This is a genomic window from Tardiphaga sp. 841_E9_N1_2 (genome assembly GCF_051811065.1).
GTDB classification, from domain to species: Bacteria; Pseudomonadota; Alphaproteobacteria; order Rhizobiales; family Xanthobacteraceae; genus Tardiphaga; species Tardiphaga robiniae.
Genome location: NZ_JBPWQC010000001.1, coordinates 3,013,443 through 3,031,517 on the forward strand (window position 1 = coordinate 3,013,443; position 18,075 = coordinate 3,031,517).

Annotated in this window: 20 protein-coding genes; 5 read left to right on the plus strand and 15 right to left on the minus strand. The window is 61.5% G+C overall.

What is annotated here, in order from left to right; genetic code table 11:
* Positions 1-46: 46 nt before the first annotated feature.
* Entirely contained in the window at positions 47-1,021 is a 975-nt protein-coding gene (locus AB8A50_RS14515; RefSeq protein ID WP_093756899.1) for a sugar ABC transporter substrate-binding protein, read from the plus strand.
* A gap of 45 nt (positions 1,022-1,066) precedes the next feature.
* On the opposite strand, the gene AB8A50_RS14520 is transcribed toward AB8A50_RS14515, so the two are convergent.
* Genes AB8A50_RS14520 through AB8A50_RS14545 form a run of 6 tightly spaced genes read right to left on the minus strand, consistent with a single transcriptional unit; the run spans position 1,067 to position 6,013 of the window.
* Positions 1,067-2,035 carry a Bug family tripartite tricarboxylate transporter substrate binding protein gene (locus tag AB8A50_RS14520; protein WP_439078117.1) on the minus strand — a complete coding sequence of 323 codons (969 nt, stop codon included), beginning with the start codon at positions 2,033-2,035 and terminating at the stop codon, positions 1,067-1,069.
* 34 nt (positions 2,036-2,069) lie between these two features.
* The gene (locus AB8A50_RS14525; RefSeq protein WP_439078118.1) at positions 2,070-2,420 is read right to left on the minus strand and encodes a cupin domain-containing protein; all 351 of its coding nucleotides are present in this window, start codon (positions 2,418-2,420) and stop codon (positions 2,070-2,072) included.
* Between the two features lie 4 nt (positions 2,421-2,424).
* Positions 2,425-3,444, minus strand: coding sequence for a quinone oxidoreductase family protein (locus AB8A50_RS14530; RefSeq protein WP_439078119.1), 1,020 nt, complete (start codon positions 3,442-3,444; stop codon positions 2,425-2,427).
* Between the two features lie 20 nt (positions 3,445-3,464).
* Positions 3,465-4,349 carry a 3-keto-5-aminohexanoate cleavage protein gene (locus tag AB8A50_RS14535; RefSeq protein WP_184519807.1) on the minus strand — a complete coding sequence of 295 codons (885 nt, stop codon included), beginning with the start codon at positions 4,347-4,349 and terminating at the stop codon, positions 3,465-3,467.
* Between the two features lie 19 nt (positions 4,350-4,368).
* Entirely contained in the window at positions 4,369-5,115 is a 747-nt protein-coding gene (locus AB8A50_RS14540; protein WP_439078120.1) for an SDR family NAD(P)-dependent oxidoreductase, read from the minus strand.
* A 7-nt stretch (positions 5,116-5,122) separates the two neighbouring features.
* On the minus strand, positions 5,123-6,013 hold the full coding sequence (locus AB8A50_RS14545; protein ID WP_439078121.1) for a dioxygenase: 891 nt from the start codon (positions 6,011-6,013) through the stop codon (positions 5,123-5,125).
* 106 nt (positions 6,014-6,119) lie between these two features.
* Between AB8A50_RS14545 and AB8A50_RS14550 the strand changes: the two genes are divergently transcribed.
* Entirely contained in the window at positions 6,120-7,148 is a 1,029-nt protein-coding gene (locus tag AB8A50_RS14550; protein ID WP_439079979.1) for a LacI family DNA-binding transcriptional regulator, read from the plus strand.
* A gap of 289 nt (positions 7,149-7,437) precedes the next feature.
* Entirely contained in the window at positions 7,438-7,611 is a 174-nt protein-coding gene (locus tag AB8A50_RS14555) for a hypothetical protein (RefSeq protein ID WP_158596890.1), read from the plus strand.
* 387 nt (positions 7,612-7,998) lie between these two features.
* Here the strand turns inward: AB8A50_RS14555 and AB8A50_RS14560 are convergent, their stop codons facing one another.
* From AB8A50_RS14560 to AB8A50_RS14580, 5 genes are all read right to left on the minus strand, one after another.
* Positions 7,999-8,922 carry a 3-keto-5-aminohexanoate cleavage protein gene (locus AB8A50_RS14560; RefSeq protein WP_068734883.1) on the minus strand — a complete coding sequence of 308 codons (924 nt, stop codon included), beginning with the start codon at positions 8,920-8,922 and terminating at the stop codon, positions 7,999-8,001.
* Positions 8,923-8,957: 35 nt separating this feature from the next.
* Positions 8,958-9,905 (minus strand): 3-hydroxyacyl-CoA dehydrogenase, encoded by a 948-nt coding sequence (locus AB8A50_RS14565; RefSeq protein WP_439078122.1) that lies wholly within the window; start codon positions 9,903-9,905, stop codon positions 8,958-8,960.
* Between the two features lie 8 nt (positions 9,906-9,913).
* Positions 9,914-12,433: a branched-chain amino acid ABC transporter ATP-binding protein/permease gene (locus AB8A50_RS14570; RefSeq protein WP_439078124.1), complete on the minus strand. Its 2,520-nt coding sequence runs from the start codon at positions 12,431-12,433 to the stop codon at positions 9,914-9,916.
* A gap of 10 nt (positions 12,434-12,443) precedes the next feature.
* The gene (locus AB8A50_RS14575) at positions 12,444-13,322 is read right to left on the minus strand and encodes a branched-chain amino acid ABC transporter permease (protein ID WP_439078126.1); all 879 of its coding nucleotides are present in this window, start codon (positions 13,320-13,322) and stop codon (positions 12,444-12,446) included.
* A gap of 121 nt (positions 13,323-13,443) precedes the next feature.
* On the minus strand, positions 13,444-14,700 hold the full coding sequence (locus tag AB8A50_RS14580; protein WP_175366270.1) for an ABC transporter substrate-binding protein: 1,257 nt from the start codon (positions 14,698-14,700) through the stop codon (positions 13,444-13,446).
* A gap of 181 nt (positions 14,701-14,881) precedes the next feature.
* Between AB8A50_RS14580 and AB8A50_RS14585 the strand changes: the two genes are divergently transcribed.
* Both AB8A50_RS14585 and AB8A50_RS14590 read left to right on the plus strand, forming a co-directional pair.
* Complete coding sequence (locus tag AB8A50_RS14585) at positions 14,882-15,580, plus strand: GntR family transcriptional regulator (RefSeq protein WP_439078128.1); 699 nt, start codon at positions 14,882-14,884, stop codon at positions 15,578-15,580.
* A 25-nt stretch (positions 15,581-15,605) separates the two neighbouring features.
* A complete protein-coding gene (locus AB8A50_RS14590; RefSeq protein ID WP_439078132.1) occupies positions 15,606-16,382 on the plus strand; it encodes an SDR family oxidoreductase in 777 nt (258 codons plus the stop codon).
* A 249-nt stretch (positions 16,383-16,631) separates the two neighbouring features.
* Here AB8A50_RS14590 and AB8A50_RS14595 read toward each other — a convergent pair whose 3' ends face one another.
* The 4 genes from AB8A50_RS14595 to AB8A50_RS14610 form a co-directional block, all read right to left on the minus strand.
* Positions 16,632-16,826 carry a hypothetical protein gene (locus AB8A50_RS14595; protein WP_439078134.1) on the minus strand — a complete coding sequence of 65 codons (195 nt, stop codon included), beginning with the start codon at positions 16,824-16,826 and terminating at the stop codon, positions 16,632-16,634.
* A 143-nt stretch (positions 16,827-16,969) separates the two neighbouring features.
* Positions 16,970-17,473 (minus strand): YciE/YciF ferroxidase family protein, encoded by a 504-nt coding sequence (locus AB8A50_RS14600; protein WP_439078137.1) that lies wholly within the window; start codon positions 17,471-17,473, stop codon positions 16,970-16,972.
* A gap of 124 nt (positions 17,474-17,597) precedes the next feature.
* Positions 17,598-17,789 carry a hypothetical protein gene (locus AB8A50_RS14605; RefSeq protein WP_068735371.1) on the minus strand — a complete coding sequence of 64 codons (192 nt, stop codon included), beginning with the start codon at positions 17,787-17,789 and terminating at the stop codon, positions 17,598-17,600.
* A gap of 120 nt (positions 17,790-17,909) precedes the next feature.
* Positions 17,910-18,038: a hypothetical protein gene (locus AB8A50_RS14610; protein ID WP_256461248.1), complete on the minus strand. Its 129-nt coding sequence runs from the start codon at positions 18,036-18,038 to the stop codon at positions 17,910-17,912.
* Positions 18,039-18,075: the final 37 nt, after the last annotated feature.

Genomic DNA, 18,075 nt, shown 5'->3' on the forward strand with positions numbered 1-18,075 from the left:
CACCAGTTCACCACACGTCTCGTCATTCACAACCAGAGGGGCCATCATGCGAACCACCCGATCTATCCGATGCGTTCTTGCCGCCGTCATTTGCGGCACCCTGTTCAATTCGGCGGTGCGCGCCGATGGCGAAGTGATTGCAGCCTTCACGAAGAACCAGGTGGACCCGCATTTCGAGGGTGTGCGCGCCGGCGTCGCGCAGATGGCGGAGAAAATGCGCGCGACGGTCAAATATTACACGCCGACCAAGCCGAACAATATCACCGAAGGCATGTCGCAGCTCGAAGACGTCGGCGTGACCAAGCCCAATCTGATGCTGTTCATGCCGATCGATGCCAAGGCGCAATTGCCGACGATCAAGCGCCTGATCGAATCCGGCCTGCCGATCATCAACTACAACGACCGCGGCGGCGACGCCCCCTATCTCTCCTTTGTCGGCCAGGACGATTACAAGCTCGGCTATGACATTGCCAAGACCCTGTTCGACCACCTCGGCGGCAAGGGCAATGTGGTGATCCTCGAAGGCGTCAAGGGCTCGACCACGGGCGACGAGCGCAAGCGCGGCTTCGACGCTGCGGCCAAGGACTATCCGAATATCAAAGTACTGGCCTCGCAGCCCGCCAACTTCCAGCGCCTGCTCGGCATGCAGACGATGGAGAACCTGATCCAGCAGTTCAGCACCATCGACGGCGTGATCGCCGCTGCCGACGCGTCCGCGCTCGGCGCGATCGAGGCGCTCAATGCAGCCGGCCGCAAGAACGTCGCGGTAGTCTCGATCAATGGCGTGCCGGAGGCTGTCGAAGCCGTGAAGGCCGGCAGCCTGCTGGCAATCGCGGAGTTCGACGGCTTCAAGATCGGCTGCGTCGCCACCGCTGTCGGCCTGAATGCCATTCGCGGCCAGAGTGCGCCGAAGCAGATCACGATCCCCGGTGCGATCATCACCAAGGCCAATTATGCGCCCTGGCTCATCCCCTACAAGGACCGGACTTGCCCGACGCCGGACGCGTATATCGCGAAGTAGCGCTAACGGGCCTGCAGACGCGTCGCGTGCTGCAGGCCTGCCTTCCTACTTGGCCGCCCCGTCCGTCGACATCGCGATGAGCTTGCCATAACGCTCCGCATCGCTGCGCAATTCGGCCTCGAACGCTTCCGGCGTCGAGCTGGCGATGTCGGCGCCCTGCGCGGCGAACTGCTTGATCAGGGCCGGATCGCTGAGCGCCTCGGCGAGATCGCGCGCGATCTGGCTGACGATGGGCTTCGGCACCGCCGCGGCGGCGAGCATGCCGAACCAGCTATCGTAGGTGAATTCGGGGAGCCCTGCCTCGGCGAAGGTTGGTACATCAGGCAGTTGCGCCATGCGGCTCTTGCCGGTGACTGCCAGTGCGCGCAACTTTCCCGACTGGATCAGGTCGCCACCGACGCCGAAGAAAGTGAAGGCAACCGAGGTGTCGCCGCGCATAATGCTGATCTGGGATTCCGGCAGTCCGCGATGCGGAATCAGCACCATCTTGGTCTGCGTGAGATGCCTGAACAGTTCGGCGGCGATACCGGTGGAACTACCGACGCCGGCAGAGCTGTAGCTCAGCGAATCCGGCTTGGCCTTTGCCGCAACGATCAGTTCGGCCAGCGTCTTGAACGGCGCATCCGGCGGCACGATCAGGATGGACGGCGTCGATCCGACGCGGCTGATCGCAGCGAAATCCTTGATCGGATCGAAGTTGAGGTTCTTGTTGACCACGCCGATCACGCTGTGGCCGTTCGAGGTCAGCATGATCTGCGAGCCATCGGTCGGGCCTTTGGCGACGCTGCTGACACCGGCGATGCCGGGCCTGTTCTCGACGATGACCTGCTGCTTCCACTTCGCAGCAAGCTTCTCGGCCACCGAACGGGCAAGGATGTCGGTGAGGCTGCCACCCGAAAACGGCACGATAATACGCACGAGCTGGTTCGGATAAGTCTGTGCAATGGCTCCGCTGCCCATCAGCGCCGCAGTCGCGGCGAGGCCAGAGCCGATCATGAAGTGTCGGCGATCCATCATTTTCTCCCTTAAAGAACCAAGTGCCGGGCTTTCAGCCTCTGGCGGTGTTGGGCAGCGGCATTGCAAGCAACACCACCGCCGGTCGTTTCGTCTCGTTGCGCAGCGCGCGCGTCTCGTTGGGCGCGATGCGGCAGGAATCCCAGATGCCGAGAGTGGCGATGCCATACGGCGTCTCGAAGGTTACTTCGCCTTCGAGGACGACATAAAACTTCTCCTCCGGCGAGACCGAGGGCGTAATGCCGCCGCCCGGCAGGATCTGGCTCATGCCGAGCCACATCACATCGCCTGGCCCGGCGTCGCGGCCCTGCAGGCGGAACATCCGCATGTCATTGTGGCCAGGGGCTTCGTAGCGCGGGGCATCGTTCAGGCGGACAACATGCATGGCTTCACCCGTTAGGCTGAAAAACAAGACGATCGCGCGAGGAGCCGAGCACGGCGACGTAGGCCTCTGCAGCGCGCTCCAGCGGGTAGATCGCGTCCGGCTTGATCGGAAACGGCTTCAACGCGCCGCTGGCGAAACCCGGCACCAATTCGCGCAGGATCTCGCCGGCTTCCGGCGATGACAGCGACAGCGAGTCGACACCAAAGAAGGTGTGCTTGCCGCGATAGAACGCGAAGATGTCGAACGGCACGGTGGCCTTGGTGGAGGCAATGAAGATCTGACGGCCGAGATGCGCGAGCGATTTCGTGCCGGCGTCGTAATAGGGTTCGCCGACGGTGTTGTAGACGATATCCGCGCCCTTGCCGCCGGTGAGTTCGCGCACCGTCGCAGCGACGTCATTGCGGCTGGAATCGACGACGGTCACCTCGCCATGGGCATGGCCAGCATATAGCTCGTCCTTGCGGACGACGCCGATCACGCGAGCGCCCTGCCATGACGCGATCTGCGTCGCCGCCTGACCGACCTTGCCGTTCAGACCGAGGATCAACACCGTCTCGCCGGGCTTCGGCATGCCGCTGCGGCGAAAGCCTTCTTGCGCGGTGACAAAGGGCACGCCGATGCCGGCCGCCTCCGCGAGGCTGATATTGATCGGCTTCTCGACCAGCGCAGACGCTTCCACCACCAGATGCGTGGCATGGGTGCCGTCGCGGCCGATCCCGAGTTGGCCGGACGAGCCGAATACTTCCTTGCCGATCAGGTCGGTCGGCCCATCGATCACGACTCCGGCGAAGTCACGGCCGGGCGTGCGGGGGAAGACCGCATGCGGCATCAAACCGAGCGTCGCCTTGGCGTCCGACGGATTGATCGCGGCGGCCCTTATCTCGACCAGCGCATCGCCTGACCTGGCGCAGGCGAGTGTGCGTTGCTCGATGCCGAGCGCCACATTCTCGATGCGATCAGCCTTGGCGGCGACCCGCAGGCATGTTGCGGTGACGCTGGAGGAGTTCTTGGCGGCTGCAGTCATTTCAGTCCTCGAATGCTGTGTTATGCGGCGCCCGGCAAATCGAACAGTGCGCGTGCTTCAGCAGGCGTCGCGATCTGCGCGCCGAGTTCCTCGATGATGCGGCGTGCCTTGTCCACCATCACGGCGTTCGACGGCGCCAGTACGCCGCGGCCGAGCATCACCGCATCTTCCAGACCAGTGCGGGCATGACCGCCGGCGAGCACCGATTGTGCCACCATGGGAAATGTGGAACGGCCGATGCCAATGGCCGTGAAATGCGCATCCCGCGGCAGCAGACCGCGCGCATACAGCACCGTTTCCGGCGACGGCTGGAAGCCGTATTTCACCCCCATCACGAAGGAGGTGAGCGCCGGGCCGCTGAGCGTACCGTCGACGAGGAGATCGTGCAGCAGCGCGATATCACCGGAATCGAACAGTTCGATCTCGGGTTTCACGCCGGCCTCGCGGATGACCTTGGCCATGCGGCGCACATTGCCGGGCGTGTTGATCACCACCTGCCCGCCGGAATTCATGGTGTTGAGATCGAGCGTGCAGATGTCAGGCTTCAGCGCCGTGATATGGGCAACGCGTTCTTCCGGGTTCATCAGCGTAGTACCGGCGGCGGCGACCTTGGGATCGTCCTGCGAAGGCACGAAGCGACCGCCGGGACCGGTGGTGATATTCAGGATCAGGTTGCGATTGCGCGCGCGAATGCGCGCCACGACGTCCTGATAATATTCGAGCTTCATTGACGGCGCGCCGGTGCCGGGCTCGCGGACATGGATATGCGCGACTGCCGCGCCGGCTTCTGCGGCACCGAGGCAGGCGTCGGCGATTTCTTCCGGCGTGATAGGCAGATGCGGGGTCTGGTCCGGCCGCGTCAGATTGCCGGTGACGGCGCAAGTGATGACGATCTTGTCGAGCATCGGGCGCATCAATCTCTCCTTATAACGCTCGGCCGCCGTCAACGACGATCAGCGAGCCGGTGGAATAGGTCAGGTGGGTGGCGCAGGCCGCGATTGCGCGGCCGACATCCTCGGCCGTCGCAACACGCTTGAGCGGAATGGTCCCCGCGACCTTTTCAAGCGCGGCCGCATCACGGCCCGGCACAAAGTCAGTGGCCACCACGCCCGGCGACACCGCCATCACGCGCACTGCCGGCGCCAACGCCCGCGCGAGCGACTTGGTCATGGTGTCGATGCCCGCCTTGATCGCAGCGTAAGCCAGATTGGAGCCGACGCCATTCAGCCCCGCAATCGAGGAAACGTTGACGATGAGCCCGTCGCCGCTCGCCTTGAGTAGCGGCGTGAAAGCGCGGATGGCCGCGAACTGGCCGCGCCAGTTCACCTTGAACATGTCGTCGATGAACTCGTCGGTCAGCGCGTCGAGATCGCCGATCGGGATCGGCTTGGTGTAGCCCGCGGTATTGACGAGAATATCGCAGCGACCGAACGCTCGCTCCACTTCGCCGGCGAGCGCCGTCAGCGTTGTGCTATCTTCGATTACCGCGCGTCTGGCGAGATGGCCCTCGCCCGGAAGGCCAGCCAGCAACGCGTTGGCGGCTGCCTCGCCGGAGCGCCAGGTCACGATGACACGGGCGCCTTCGGCTGCCAAGGCTTGCGCGGCCGCGGCCCCGATGCCGCCCGAACCGCCGATCACCACGGCTATCTTGTTCGCGAGAATATCCGACATCGACAGCTCACTTGATGGGAGGATGCGGGAGCACGGCTTCGCCGGGCTCCATGACGAATGTGTAGTTGAGGCTGAACCATTCGCCAGCGACATCCGGCGCTGGCGACGCGCCTTCGCCCTTGCGGAAATCGCCAATCAGCGCACGCGTCACGCCGAATACGACGTCGCTCTCCAGATGCTCGTCGTCATCGACAAAGATCTGCGTGATCAGCGTCTTGAAGCCTGGCTTGAAGGCAAGCACATGCAGATGCGCCGGCCGGAACGGATGCCGGCGCTGCGCGGCCAGCATCTCCCCGGTCGGACCATGGGTCGGCACCGGATAGCCAGCAGGCTTGACCGAGCGGAACGCGAAACGGCCATTCGCATCGGTCTCAAACACGCCGCGCAAATTCATGTCAGCCTGACCCGCGTCCTGGTTTTCGTACATTCCCGATGGCGAGGCCTGCCAGACATCAACGCTGACACCCGGGAGCGGCGCTCCCAGCGCGTCGGTGATGCGGCAATCGACGAACAGTGGTGCACCGGGCGTCGGCGAACGCAAGATCGAGGCACCATTCTCCACGCGCGGAGCGTTCGCCCGCCAGAACGGCCCTAGCAAAGCTGCGGCGGTCTCGCTCGCTCCGTCCTGACCATTGTTCAACAGGCAGACCAATGTCGAGAGCCCGACTGCATCGCTGAACAACACGCCCTCGTTATGGCTGTCGTTGGTGGTCTGGCCGATCCGGTTGAGGAAATCGATGGCGAATTCGAACTCCGCCTCGGTCAGCCGGACCTCGCGGGCAAATTCGTGCAGATGACGAACGAAAGCGGCCATGACCGTGCGCAACCGCTCGTTCGGCGCACCGCTCATCGCGGCAAGCACAACGTCGGTCACATCCTCCTGACGCGTGATGATCATCGACACTCCCTCATATTGCGATTTTTCGGTTATCATGTTGCGCAATCGATTGCACATTTAGTGCAATCGATTGCGCAAGTCAACCGCACCAGCTAGTTTGGAGATCGTGGCAGGGATGACGACAATCAAAGACGTGGCGCGCGAGGTGGGAGTGCACCCCTCCACCGTGTCGCGCGCGCTCGACCCAGCCCGCCGCGGACGGATCGGCGAGCCGGTCGTGCGCCGGATTCTGGAAGCAGCGGAGCGGCTGGGTTACCGCCCGGACACGGTGGCCGCTAGTCTGCGCAGTGGCCGTTCGAACATGGTCGGCATCATCGTCCCGGACATCGCGAACCCCGTCTTCTCGCCGATCATCGGCGGCCTCGAAGACGTGCTATCGGCGCGCGGCTACGCGCTGATTGTCGCCGACCCGCAACCGCAACGGACGGGCACCGACGACATCGTTCAACGGCTCGTGGCGCGCCGCGTGGATGGCCTCGTGCTGGCGAATGTCGCGCTCAAGGATAATTCGATCGAGCGTTGTCTGAGTTGGAAAGTCCCTGTCGTGCTTGTCAATCGCGCGGAAGCTGAGGCGCGTGTGCCTTCGGTGGTCTCGGACGATGTGGCCGGCATGCGGCTCGCGGTTGCGCATCTTCTCGAACTTGGACATCGCCACATCCTCCACCTCGCCGGCCCGCAAATGCTATCGACCGGATCGCTTCGCCGCCGCGGTTTCTTGGAGGCAATGCACGAAGCCGGTTTCGCGCCGGCCGACAATGATATCGAAGAGGCTGAAGCATTCACGCGCGAGGCAGGACGCGCTGCCGCACTCAGACTGCTCGCACGACAGCCTGAGGCCACCGCCATCGTCGCAGCCAACGATCTCCTCGCGCTCGGCATCTATGAAGCGTTGCGCGAAACGGGCCGGCGATGTCCGGAAGATCTGTCAGTGATCGGTCACAACGACATGCCGCTGGTGGATCTGGTGGATCCGCCGCTGTCCACGATCCGCATCAGCCACCGCGAGATGGGTGAACAGACCGGCCAACTCCTGCTCGACCTGATCGAAGGCGTCCGCGGCGATGCGCCTTATGTTGTCACAGCGCCCCTGCTCGTCGTGCGCCGCTCGACACAGCCACCAAGGATCTCGCGATAAGCCAGCGTTGGATCTGATTAATTGAGCCAGCGTGATTCTGGTTTGCGCCCCTTCGCTTTGAACAAGGGCGGACTCGCATACCGGCAAACGCCCCGACGTTCCTTATTAATTCGGGCAAATCCAGAAGCGACTACGCCCAAACGATAACAAGCGAGTGATCAGACCGGAGCGAGTTGCATGACAGATCTGACGTCATATGGGATGCATTGAACATTCATGTGCAGTAATTCGGCGCTATTCCACATTCCATATAATGAAGCTGGGCGGTTCCCACGCTAGGGAACCCAAGATGCATGATGTTTCTCGCCGCGCTCAACTTATTCTGTTGAAAAACGATCTGCACATCATGCGAGGCCGGGCCCAACGCCTGGATCTAAGCGATGTAGCCTTGTTGATCTCGCAGGCTGTTCAGCTGCTCTCCGATCAGCCGGAAGTTTCTAAATCTGACCAGCCCCGCGCCTAACAGCATTGTTTGTCATCGGTGCGCTCGGTCGCCAGGACAAACATACCGACAGCCGCTGCGGTCACCAAAAACGGCATAATGATAAGGGCCATTGACGCCTCCTTGTCGAAGTTGATCTTCGAACATGGCACAGCATCTCTTATGCGGCTCTTCGCTTCCCTAAAGCGGATGGTGAACAGAACCATACGGAGAGATTTGGTTGAGAAATGCCAAATTCATGAATGATAAAGTATGCGATCCGCGCAACGTCCAGCGCGCCAAATGTCCGCCTTGCGCCAGGAGCGGTAACCCATCGACTTTGTGTCAGAAGCGGCATTCGCCAGCAGGGTTCCCCTAAAGCAGAGCAGGCGGACATCTCTTGCACTGTCCGCCTCCTCCAGGGATAGCTTAGACCTCCAGCTTGTCTCCACCCTTCAGATCAAGCATCTCGCGCGCTTCATCCGGGGTTGCAATTTCAAGGCCGAGGCCTTCGACGATCTTGCGCGCAAGGGTGACCTGCTCGGCATTCGAAGAGGCCATGCGACCTGGCGCCGCCCACAGCGAGTCTTCCAGACCGACGCGGATATTGCCGCCCATGGCCGCAGCCATCGCCGCGATCGGCAGTTGATTGCGACCGGCACCGAGCACCGACCAGACATACTTGTCGCCGAACAACCGATCCGCCGTGCGCTTCATGTGCAGCACGTCTTCGGGATGTGCACCTGTGCCGCCCTGCAGGCCGAACACCGTCTGGATAAACAATGGCGGCTTCACCAGCCCCTGTTCGAGGAAGTAGGCCAGATTATAGAGATGCGCCGTGTCGTAGCATTCGAACTCGAAGCGTGTGCCCGTCTCGGCCAGTGTTTTCAGGACGTACTCGATGTCCTGAAACGTGTTGCGGAACACGATGTCCTTGTTCTGCAGGTGCTTCAATTCCCAATCATGTTCGAACTTCTTGAAGCGGTTCAGCATGCCGAAGAACCCGAAATTCATTGAGCCCATATTGAGCGACGCCACTTCCGGCTTGTAGACCGCGGCAGGCCGTACGCGTTCATCCACCGTCATGGTGGGCGCACCGCCGGTAGTCAGGTTAATCACCGCATTGGTGCGCTGCTTGATGATCTTCAGGAACGGCGCAAAGGCTTCGGGACTTTGATCGGGTTGCCCGGTCTTCGGGTTGCGCGCATGCAGATGCACGATGGCGGCGCCGGCTTCCGCCGCATCCACGGCAGCGTCGGCGATTTCCTGCGGCGTCACCGGCAATGCCTTGGACATCGAGGGCGTATGAATAGCGCCCGTCACGGCGCAGGTGATGATGACTTTGCGGCTCATGTCAGTCTCCGTCTTGCTGTTAAGAGATGGTGTAGTCAGGACTTGCCGCCCTGCGCGGCCTTGTGGGCCGCCAGCGCAGCGAGGCGTTCGTTTCGTTGCTGTGTGAGCGCCGCAATCCGGTCGGGCGACGGCTGATGTGGCCAGGCCGCTATCACCCGGTCGACATTCGGGCTTTGATAAACCTCGGGCCCTGCCGATGCAGCGGCCAGCTCCTTGTAGAAACCGGTGTAGCGCGCGCAGTAATCGGGGATGCCGCCGGGCGCATTGAGCTCGATGGTCTCCAGCGGGCCCAGGAACGACCAGCGCAGACCGAGACCGTCCTTCACAGTGTGATCGAGATCCTCCGCGGAGACATAGCCTTCGCCGACCAGACGGAACGCTTCCGCCAGCAAGGCGCCCTGCAGCCGATTGAGGATAAAACCGTTGATCTCGCGGTTGACGGTCACGGGGACCTGCCCAATCTCGCGATAGATCTCACGCGCGCGGTCGATAGTCTCGTGCGAGGTCCAGGATGCGCCGCATAGTTCGACCAGCGGCACCAGATGCGGCGGGTTGACGGGATGACCGACAAGGCATCGCGCACGTCCCGGAAGCATTTCAGTGAAGCGAGAGGCGACGATGGCCGAGGTGGATGACGCGAGCAGTGCATCCGGAGGCGTGAGAAGATCCAGCTCGGAAAAAATGGCGATCTTCTGATCGACGTTCTCCGGGCCGTTCTCCTGTACGAAGGAAACGTTCTTCACCGCATCGGCCAGACTTGCCGCTATCGAGATGCGCGCGGCGGCGCCGTCGGGGTCATTGGCAAGTCCGTGGCGGGCGAGCGCATGCAGCTCATCGCGAATAAGCCCGGGCGCAGCATCCAGCGTCGGGCGATGCGGATCTGTCAGCCGCACGGTCCATCCTGCGCGCGCGAAAATCGCGGCCCAGGCGCGTCCGATCAAGCCAACGCCGACGATCGCTACATGTCGATTGTTTAGTGTCATTGATGTTCTCACAGCCACAGCACCTTGCGGCGCAGATCGAGATCGTCACGCAGGGCCTTCGACGGCCCCTGATGAATGACCTTGCCCCGTTCCAGCGCCACCGTCGAATCGGACAAAGCCAAAGCCAGATCGAGATTATGGTCGACGATGATGATGGCAATTTCCTTGCGGAGCCGGTCAAAGGTTTCAAACAACTGCTCCACGACCGCGGGCGCCAATCCTTCGAATGGCTCATCCAGCAACAAGACGCGGACGTCGCCCGACAATGCGCGCGCCACGGCTACCATCTGCTGCTCGCCGCCTGACAGATAATCGGCGGGACTGTCGAGACGCTCACGAATGCGGGGGAAATAGTCGTAGATGCGCTCGCGGGTCCAATGCACACCATTGCCAGTCTGCCGCTTGAGACCACCAAGTTCGAGATTCTGCTCGACGGTCATGCCTGCGAACAAGGCGCGTCCCTGTGGTACGTAGCCGATGCCGAGCCGCGCAGCTTCCGCAGACGACAGGCCGATCAACTCGCTGCCTGCCAGTTGAATAGAGCCATTCGATGCAGGCGCGATCCCGATCAACGACTTGAGCAAGGTCGATTTACCCGCGCCATTGCGCCCGAGCAGTGCGATGATCTCGTTCTCGTGCAGGGTAAAATTGACGTCGTTGAGAATATGGCTCTTGCCATAAAACGTATCGACATTCTTCACCGTCAGCAGCGGCTTCGCCCCCGCCGCGGTCTCGCGGGGGCGCGCAGCCACAGCCGTCGTGCCCGACCCGATATAGACTTCCTGCACCTTCGGGCTGGACCGCGCCTCTTCGACGGAGCCATCCAGCAATACGCGTCCCTCATTCATGACGGTGACGTGGTCGGCCAGCTGGAACACCCGATCGATGTCATGCTCGACCAGCAGGACCGGTAAATCGGTCGAGATGCGCTTGATGATCGCACCGATACGTTCACGTTCGGCAGCAGCGAGGCCCGCAAGCGGTTCGTCAAGCAACAGGACGCGCGGCGCTGTAGCCAGCGCGACGCCCATATCGAGCAGGCGTTGGCCGCCGTAAGACAGCATGCCTGCCTCTGCCTTCTCGATTCCAGCGAGGCCGAGATAGCGGATCACCGCATCGGTCTCCGCGTTGATTGCGCTAATCGATAGCGCGTTGGTCACGGGATCGAAGCGCCGCGGATGCCGTGCTTGCACCGCGAGGCGGATATTTTCGCCAACACTGAGCACGGGAAACAGGTTGGTAATCTGGAACGAACGCCCAATGCCGGCCCTGGCAATATCTTCCGGTGTATGGCCTGCGATAGGCATGCCCATCAGCGACACGCTTCCCTGATCCGGCTTGTACATACCCGACAGCAAATTGAACGCCGTGGTCTTGCCGGCACCGTTCGGGCCGATCAGCGCATGCAGCGTGCGATCGGCGATGGCGATATCGACGCCCTGCACGGCCTTGATGCCACCGAAACTTTTCACGATATGGCTGGCAGCGAGTACCGCTCCGTCGACTGACGACTTCGGTCGCAAAAACTCCGGCAGTGGTAGCACTTCGATGCGCCGCGCCGACATTGCCGCGTCTTCTTCCACTTTCTTGCGGAATGGCGCGATCAGCCGCTCGCCCATACCGATTAGGCCGGTAGGCGAGAAGATGATGAAGCCAACGAAAACCAGACCGAACCAGAACAACCAGTTCTCGGAATAGATGCCGAGAAACTCACGAAACAGAATGAAAAACAGCGCACCGAGCGCCGGCCCGAGGAAACTGCGCATGCCGCCGATCACGACCATGGCCAGAAGCTCGCCAGAGAACGCCACCGAAATGGGATCCGCCGACGTCATACGGTTCTTGTAGAGCAGCAGAATGCCGGCCAGCCCGGTGATGGTAGCCGACAGCACGAAGGCGGCGAGCTTGTAGCGATTGGTGGGATAGCCGAGGAAGCGCGCGCGCTGTTCGTTCTCGCGGATCGCCACCAGCACCGAACCGACCGTGGAATTGTGGAAGCGCCACAGCAGGATCAGCACGAGAAACGCGATCAGCGCCACGAACCAATAATAGGTCGCACCCGCATCGAGGTCGAAGCCGAGCAGCATCGGCCGGGTGATGCCGCCAAGGCCGTTCTCGCCACCGGTGACGTCAGTCCAGCGGAACGAGACGCTGTAGAGCATGGCCGCGAGCGCCAGCGTCAGCAGCGAGAAATACACGCCGCGGCGGCGCAGGATCAGGTAGCCGAAGGCAGCCGCCGTGATGGCCACCACGACAAGCGCAAGCAGCGTCGGCCCGACGAATGAATTCGGCATCCAGTTGCGCTGGATCAGCGCTGCAGCATAGGCGGCAAGGCCGAACCAGGCGCCATGACCGAACGAGACGAGACCGGTGTGCCCCACCAGGATATTCAGGGCCATGCAGGCCAGTGCGAAGACGACGATCTCCGTCGCCGACGTCACAGTCAATCCGAGCGCCAGCAAGATCGGCGGCAGGATGAGCAAGCCGACGCCCGCGATCAGCAATGGAACGGGAAGACGATTCAACATTGGCATCGCCTTACTCGAACCGCATGATGCGTTCGCCGAACAAGCCGCGCGGCCGGAACAGCAGCACCAGAAGCATCAACAAATAGATCGCCGCCGTGGACGCCGCCGAATAGCCGATGCCGACCATGACGCCCTTGACCAATCCGACCAGCAGCGCAGCGATTACCACGCCCCAGAACGAGCCGAGGCCACCGATCACGACCACCACGAAGGCGGGGGTGATGATCTCCTGCCCCATCGCCGGATGGATCGAATAGATCGGCGCCAGCAACACGCCCGCGAGTCCCGCCAGACCAATACCCAGGGCTGCGACGACCGACATATAGGGCTGCAGCGAGATACCGAGCGCTCCGACCATGTCCGGATTTTGCACGCCGGCCCGGACCACACGGCCGAATGAGGTCTTCTGCAGCAGCACCCAGAGCCCGACCACACAGGCCACGGCAATGCCGAGCAACACCACGCGATAGAACGAATAGATGAAGCTTCCAATCGCGACCTGACCTCGCAGCCCTGGCGGGATCGAATAGGACAAAGGCGGCGCGCCGAAGATCATGCGCAAGGCCTGCTCGGCGACCATCGCGAGCCCGAAAGTCAGCAACAGCGAGAGAATGGGATCTGACCGATAGAAGCGCCGGAACAACGTCCGCTCGATGACAACACCGAGCAGCGCAACGACAACGGGGGCCACGACGAATGCGCCACCGAAGCCGAGATAGGGCGAAATGACGAGGGTAAGATAGGCGCCGATCGCATAGAACGCGCCATGCGCGAGATTCACGATGCCGCCGAGCGAAAAGATCAGCGACAGGCCGAGCGCAATCAGAAGATAATAGACACCATCAAGCAGTCCGTTGAGGATCTGCTGGGTGAGCAACATGGCGGACATGATATGGGCTCCGCAGTCGCGCGCTGATGCGCATCTGACAGGGGTCGGAAGGACGAGACGAAAGCAAATTCGCGAGCAGAATGTCGGCGTCTCGCCCGAAGGCGAAACGCCGACATTGTTGCTAGCTCGGGAATTTGCAGACGTTCTCTTCCGCGGTGGACGCAATCACTTCGAGCGGTTCATCCGGCCCCGGGACGGCCGGGCTCGATGAGAAGATGTCCCACTGGTTCTTGATCTTGTCCGCAGGCAGCGCCGTCACCGCATACATTTCGTGCATCAGCTGATGATCTGATGCGCGGAAGTAGCCGGGACGCGTCTTCAGCAGATCGAACTTCGCGCCCTTCTCGAAATGCTCGATGATCTTCGGCGACTCGGCCGATTTCAGCTCGTTGATGCTCTGCGCCACGATCTTGGTGGCGATGTAGTCGCCCCAGGCCTGGTTCTCCGGCGGCTTGTTGTACTTCTTGGTGAAGGCCGCGACGAAGGCCTTGCTGCCGGGCGTGTCCAGCAGATGGTGCCAGACCACAGGCCAGGTGCCGACGAAATTGCCCTTCCCTGCAGCCCAGGCCAGAGCCGTGTCAAAGCCGAAACCGCCGACCGGGAAAGTCAGACCGAATTCGGCATATTGCTTGAGGAAGTTGGTGATCTGGTTGCCCGCAAGATTGATCACCACGAGATCGGGCTTGGCCTCGCGGATCTTGAGGAGATAGGCAGAAAAGTCCGTGGCGTCGGTGGGCACTAGGTCGTCGCCCGCGAAATTACCGCCATTGGCCTGCATGAAGCGCTTCGATACGCTTAGCAGGTCATGGCCGAAGGCATAGTCGGCCGTGAGCGAGTACCACTTCTTGCCCTTCACGAGACCATCGCGCAGGAACGAGCGGCCGACCGTCTTTACATACATCGAGTTCTGCGACTCGACGTGGAACATATAGCGCTGGCAGTCCTTGCCGCGTAGCGCATCCGAATTTCCGCCGGTGTTGATGAACAGCGTCTTGTTGCGCGTAGCGACCTGCGCGATGGTCAAACACGATGCCGAAGAAATTTCGCCGATGATACAGGCGACCTTGTCGCGCTCGATCATGCGCTCCGCCTTGGTCGAGGCCGTCTGAGGATTGATCGAGTCCTCCTTGAGCAGTTCAACCTTGCGCCCCATCAGGCCGCCAGCGGCATTGATCTCCTCAACAGCGAGATCGATGGCCATCACGCCATATTCGCCGAGTGGGCCGAGAAAGCCGGTACGCGGCGTGAGATGGCCGATGCGGATGACGTCGGAGGTCTGCGCGCTCAGGACCGATGGTGCAGAGAGGCCGGAAGCAAGTGCGAGACCGCCCGCAGTCTTCAGCAGACTGCGGCGCGTGAATTGATTGGTGTTCGACATCAGATTCGTCTCCCTGATACGGCCGCGCGGCGCGGCTGTTTCCCCTCCGGCAGGCGCTGCGCTCTTCTGTTGAGAGGGCTTTGTCCGCTTGCCGTGATCTGTGATCACAGTTATAGTTGCAAAAGACAGGGACTTTGTCGAGTCCCTCCCTGCAATTTCGCGACGATACCCGGAGACCGCGTTGAACCTGCCGACTGCGCTGACCCTTGTGGAGCCGCTCGACCGCCAGACCCTGGGCGAGCGCGCTTATGCGCAACTGGCGGATCTGCTCATCTCGGGCAGGCTCGCGCCTGGCGAAAAGCTGTCGCTGCGTACGGCCGCCGAAGTGCTCGGCGTGTCGATCATGCCGGTGCGCGAAGCGGTGTCCCGCCTCGTCGCCGACAAGGCGCTGGAAGTCGCGGCAAACCGTGCCGTGCGCGTGCCCGTGATGTCGGCCATGCAGTTTCGCGATCTGACGAAGGTACGTATCGCTATCGAGGGTCATGCCGCAACAGAAGCAGCGCGACTACGTGGCGACAGCAATCTCGCTTCCATCGCGATCGCAGAAGCAGCCATGCGCGCAGAAAGCGAAATGAAGGCACCCGACCTGCCGCGCGCCGTCGAACTCAACAAGACATTTCACTTTGCCGTTTACGAGGCCGCGCAATCGCCGATCTTGGTCGAGATCATCCGTGCGCTCTGGCTCAAGGCTGGCCCCGTCATCAATCTCGATCTGCGCGGCAATCCCGATCGTCTCGCCAAGGGTGAAGCCATCCGGTTTCATGCGGACGTTCGCAAGGCGATCGAGATCGGTGATGCCGAAGCTGCCAAAGTCGGGATCGCTGCCGATATCACCAGCGCTGCCAATTTCATCCTGTCGCGCGGCGGCCTCGCCGCCTAGTCCTCACAAAGTCCCCGGAGCCACCATGGATCTCAACATCAAGGGTTTGCGCGTCATCGTTACCGCGGGCGCCAACGGAATCGGCCTGGCCATCGCACGCGCCTTTGCCGGTGAAGGCGCACGCGTTCATGTCTGCGATGTGGACCAGGCTGCTCTTGCCACACTCACAGCGAGTGATCCCACAATCACCCAGACCCATTGCGACGTTGCTGATCGTGCGTCAGTTCAAAGGCTGTTCGATGAGGCAACAGCCAAACTCGGCGGCCTCGATGTCCTCGTCAACAATGCCGGCATTGCAGGCCCCACCGCCAAGGTCGAAGAGATGCATCCCGATGACTGGGATCGTTGCCTGAACATCTGCCTGACCGGCCAGTTCAACTGCACGCGCCTCGCCGTGCCGCTGCTACGCCAGAGCAGCAACGGCTCCATCGTCAACCTGTCCTCGGCGGCTGGCCGCGTGGGCTTCGCGATGCGCTCGCCCTATGCCGCAGCGAAATGGGGCGTCATCGGTTTCACGAAGTCGCTCTCCATCGAGCTCGGCCCCGACAACATCCGCGTCAACGCGATCCTGCCTGGCCTCGTCGCCGGCGATCGCCAGCGACGCGTGCTGGAAGCCAAGGCGCAGCAGCGCGGCATTTCCTTTGCGGAGATGGAGAAAACGGCGTTCTCCTATACGTCGATCAAGGATTACGTCACGCCAGAGCAGATCGCCGACCAGATCCTGTTCCTGGCCAGCCCGCGCGGGCGCACGATCTCGGGCCAGGCTATTTCGATCTGCGGCGACACCCAAATGCTGGGCTAGCCGTCGACGCTCAAGACTCGAGCAAGCCAACTGACGAGACTGCAAAGCAGTCTCCAATTTCTAAGTTCGCAGTTCGGCTGGGCCCGCAACTTCTGCAGACCGTTTAAGTCCTGGGCGCATCTTCTGTATTGGTCTGACCGACTGCAGATCACGCAGAGTGTCCGCATGGCGCATGTTAAGCCCTATGGATATCGCCGCGATCATCATCTCGACGATAGCGGCTACAATCATCGCAGCTTTTCAGACAAGCTAGCTGTTGCGCCGTCGGTCGAACTCGCGAAGGAATGTCAGACCGTGCACCGTCAAACGGTGGTGATCTTTCTCGCCGCTGCCCACCAGCTCGTCCAGGTGCATGGAAAGCTTTTGCCGAACCCCGGGCGCCTCGGGATGACCTGAGAGCGCCCCGTAAATGTCGAGGGCGCGATCGACGGCCTGGATGTTCATGGCTGGCCTTTATGATGGCAGAGGCCATCTGTATCTGACGCGCAGTGCGGCGTTTGTCCAATGTAAAGCTCGCCAGCGCCAAATGTTCCAGATTTTCTCAAACACCGGTAGATCCCGGTCGCCGAAGCAGCCGGGTATCTGTGTCACATCTCGGCTTCAGCTTCGACGTTGACGACCGACTTTGCCAGACTGGTCAGCGCAGCGTCCGTAGCCTTTTCTTCCTTCAGCGTCGCGTCGAGCAAAGAGGCCGCATCCGACATGCCAAGTTCTTGCGCCCATGTACGAAGCGTGCCGTAGCGAGACATCTCGTAATGCTCCACCGCCTGAGCGACAGCAAGGAGGCCGGCATCGAGCGCGGGCATGCCCTTGTACTCGGTCATGATCTCGGTACCCTCCTTCGTGATGCCCATGATGGCTGCACAGGTCTTCGCGACGGGCTTCTTGCCTGCAATCTTGAACACGCTCTCAAGGCGCTTGATCTGACCTGCGGTTTCCTTCTGATGTTTCAGGAAGGCCGCTTTCAGACCCTTGTCATGAGCGGCCTTCGCCATCTTCGGCAGAGTTGCGAAGATCTTCTTCTCAGCGAAATACACATCCTTGAGGGTGTCGTGGAAAAGGTCGGCGAGCAGCTTGGGCTTTTTGGCCATGGGGTTTCTCCAATAAAAAGCCCCCGCTGATGCAGGGGCCTCGCATTCTCTGGTTGAGGTTATTCACGCCCGACAAGTCGCCGTAAGGATTTATGTTCCAGCAGGCGAGGAAAGACCTCGAATGTCAGCCTTTGCCTGCCCAGGCCGGGCGCTCGCCTAGCCATGGCGGCAGCGCTTCCCACTCGGCAGATCTCATCCGACGTTCCTCGCCGCCAACATTGATGAAAACAAACGGTGCATCTTCCTGCCCTGTCTTGGAGCCGGCGAACATCGCTGGTGTGCCGTACGCATCTCGAATGGCCGTCTTGATCGACATGTCTTTCCTCGATCTGTGAACATTTCGATGACGTAACGTTGGCGCATCGTCGCCGCGTGAGCGAGCCCTCTGTTCAACGCCGGATGGGAAGCGTGCAGTGCTACCGCGCGAGGAGTGGTACTATTTCTTTCTGACCGCCCCCAGTGCCGGCATGATCTTGGGACCGCCGCCCTTGAGGCTCTCTGCAGCAGCGATCGTCTTGACCGGCACCTTCTTCGGTTTCTTGGTTTCGCGATTTCCCTTGGCCATATCGTACTCCCGCTATGTGAGCCCGAGCGTTACCACG

Excerpts from the sequence above, each read along its gene's own strand:
- AB8A50_RS14520 (WP_439078117.1), bottom strand. The coding sequence starts at position 2,035 with ATGGATCGCCGACACTTCATGATCGGCTCTGGCCTCGCCGCGACTGCG.
- AB8A50_RS14580 (WP_175366270.1), bottom strand. The coding sequence starts at position 14,700 with ATGTCGAACACCAATCAATTCACGCGCCGCAGTCTGCTGAAGACTGCG.
- AB8A50_RS14595 (WP_439078134.1), bottom strand. The coding sequence starts at position 16,826 with ATGAACATCCAGGCCGTCGATCGCGCCCTCGACATTTACGGGGCGCTC.
- AB8A50_RS14610 (WP_256461248.1), bottom strand. The coding sequence starts at position 18,038 with ATGGCCAAGGGAAATCGCGAAACCAAGAAACCGAAGAAGGTGCCGGTC.
- AB8A50_RS14575 (WP_439078126.1), bottom strand. The coding sequence starts at position 13,322 with ATGTCCGCCATGTTGCTCACCCAGCAGATCCTCAACGGACTGCTTGAT.
- AB8A50_RS14605 (WP_068735371.1), bottom strand. The coding sequence starts at position 17,789 with ATGTCGATCAAGACGGCCATTCGAGATGCGTACGGCACACCAGCGATG.
- AB8A50_RS14515 (WP_093756899.1), top strand. The coding sequence starts at position 47 with ATGCGAACCACCCGATCTATCCGATGCGTTCTTGCCGCCGTCATTTGC.
- AB8A50_RS14565 (WP_439078122.1), bottom strand. The coding sequence starts at position 9,905 with ATGACACTAAACAATCGACATGTAGCGATCGTCGGCGTTGGCTTGATC.
- AB8A50_RS14525 (WP_439078118.1), bottom strand. The coding sequence starts at position 2,420 with ATGCATGTTGTCCGCCTGAACGATGCCCCGCGCTACGAAGCCCCTGGC.
- AB8A50_RS14535 (WP_184519807.1), bottom strand. The coding sequence starts at position 4,349 with ATGCTCGACAAGATCGTCATCACTTGCGCCGTCACCGGCAATCTGACG.
- AB8A50_RS14545 (WP_439078121.1), bottom strand. The coding sequence starts at position 6,013 with ATGATCATCACGCGTCAGGAGGATGTGACCGACGTTGTGCTTGCCGCG.
- AB8A50_RS14530 (WP_439078119.1), bottom strand. The coding sequence starts at position 3,444 with ATGACTGCAGCCGCCAAGAACTCCTCCAGCGTCACCGCAACATGCCTG.
- AB8A50_RS14560 (WP_068734883.1), bottom strand. The coding sequence starts at position 8,922 with ATGAGCCGCAAAGTCATCATCACCTGCGCCGTGACGGGCGCTATTCAT.
- AB8A50_RS14590 (WP_439078132.1), top strand. The coding sequence starts at position 15,606 with ATGGATCTCAACATCAAGGGTTTGCGCGTCATCGTTACCGCGGGCGCC.
- AB8A50_RS14540 (WP_439078120.1), bottom strand. The coding sequence starts at position 5,115 with ATGTCGGATATTCTCGCGAACAAGATAGCCGTGGTGATCGGCGGTTCG.
- AB8A50_RS14555 (WP_158596890.1), top strand. The coding sequence starts at position 7,438 with ATGCATGATGTTTCTCGCCGCGCTCAACTTATTCTGTTGAAAAACGAT.
- AB8A50_RS14570 (WP_439078124.1), bottom strand. The coding sequence starts at position 12,433 with ATGTTGAATCGTCTTCCCGTTCCATTGCTGATCGCGGGCGTCGGCTTG.
- AB8A50_RS14600 (WP_439078137.1), bottom strand. The coding sequence starts at position 17,473 with ATGGCCAAAAAGCCCAAGCTGCTCGCCGACCTTTTCCACGACACCCTC.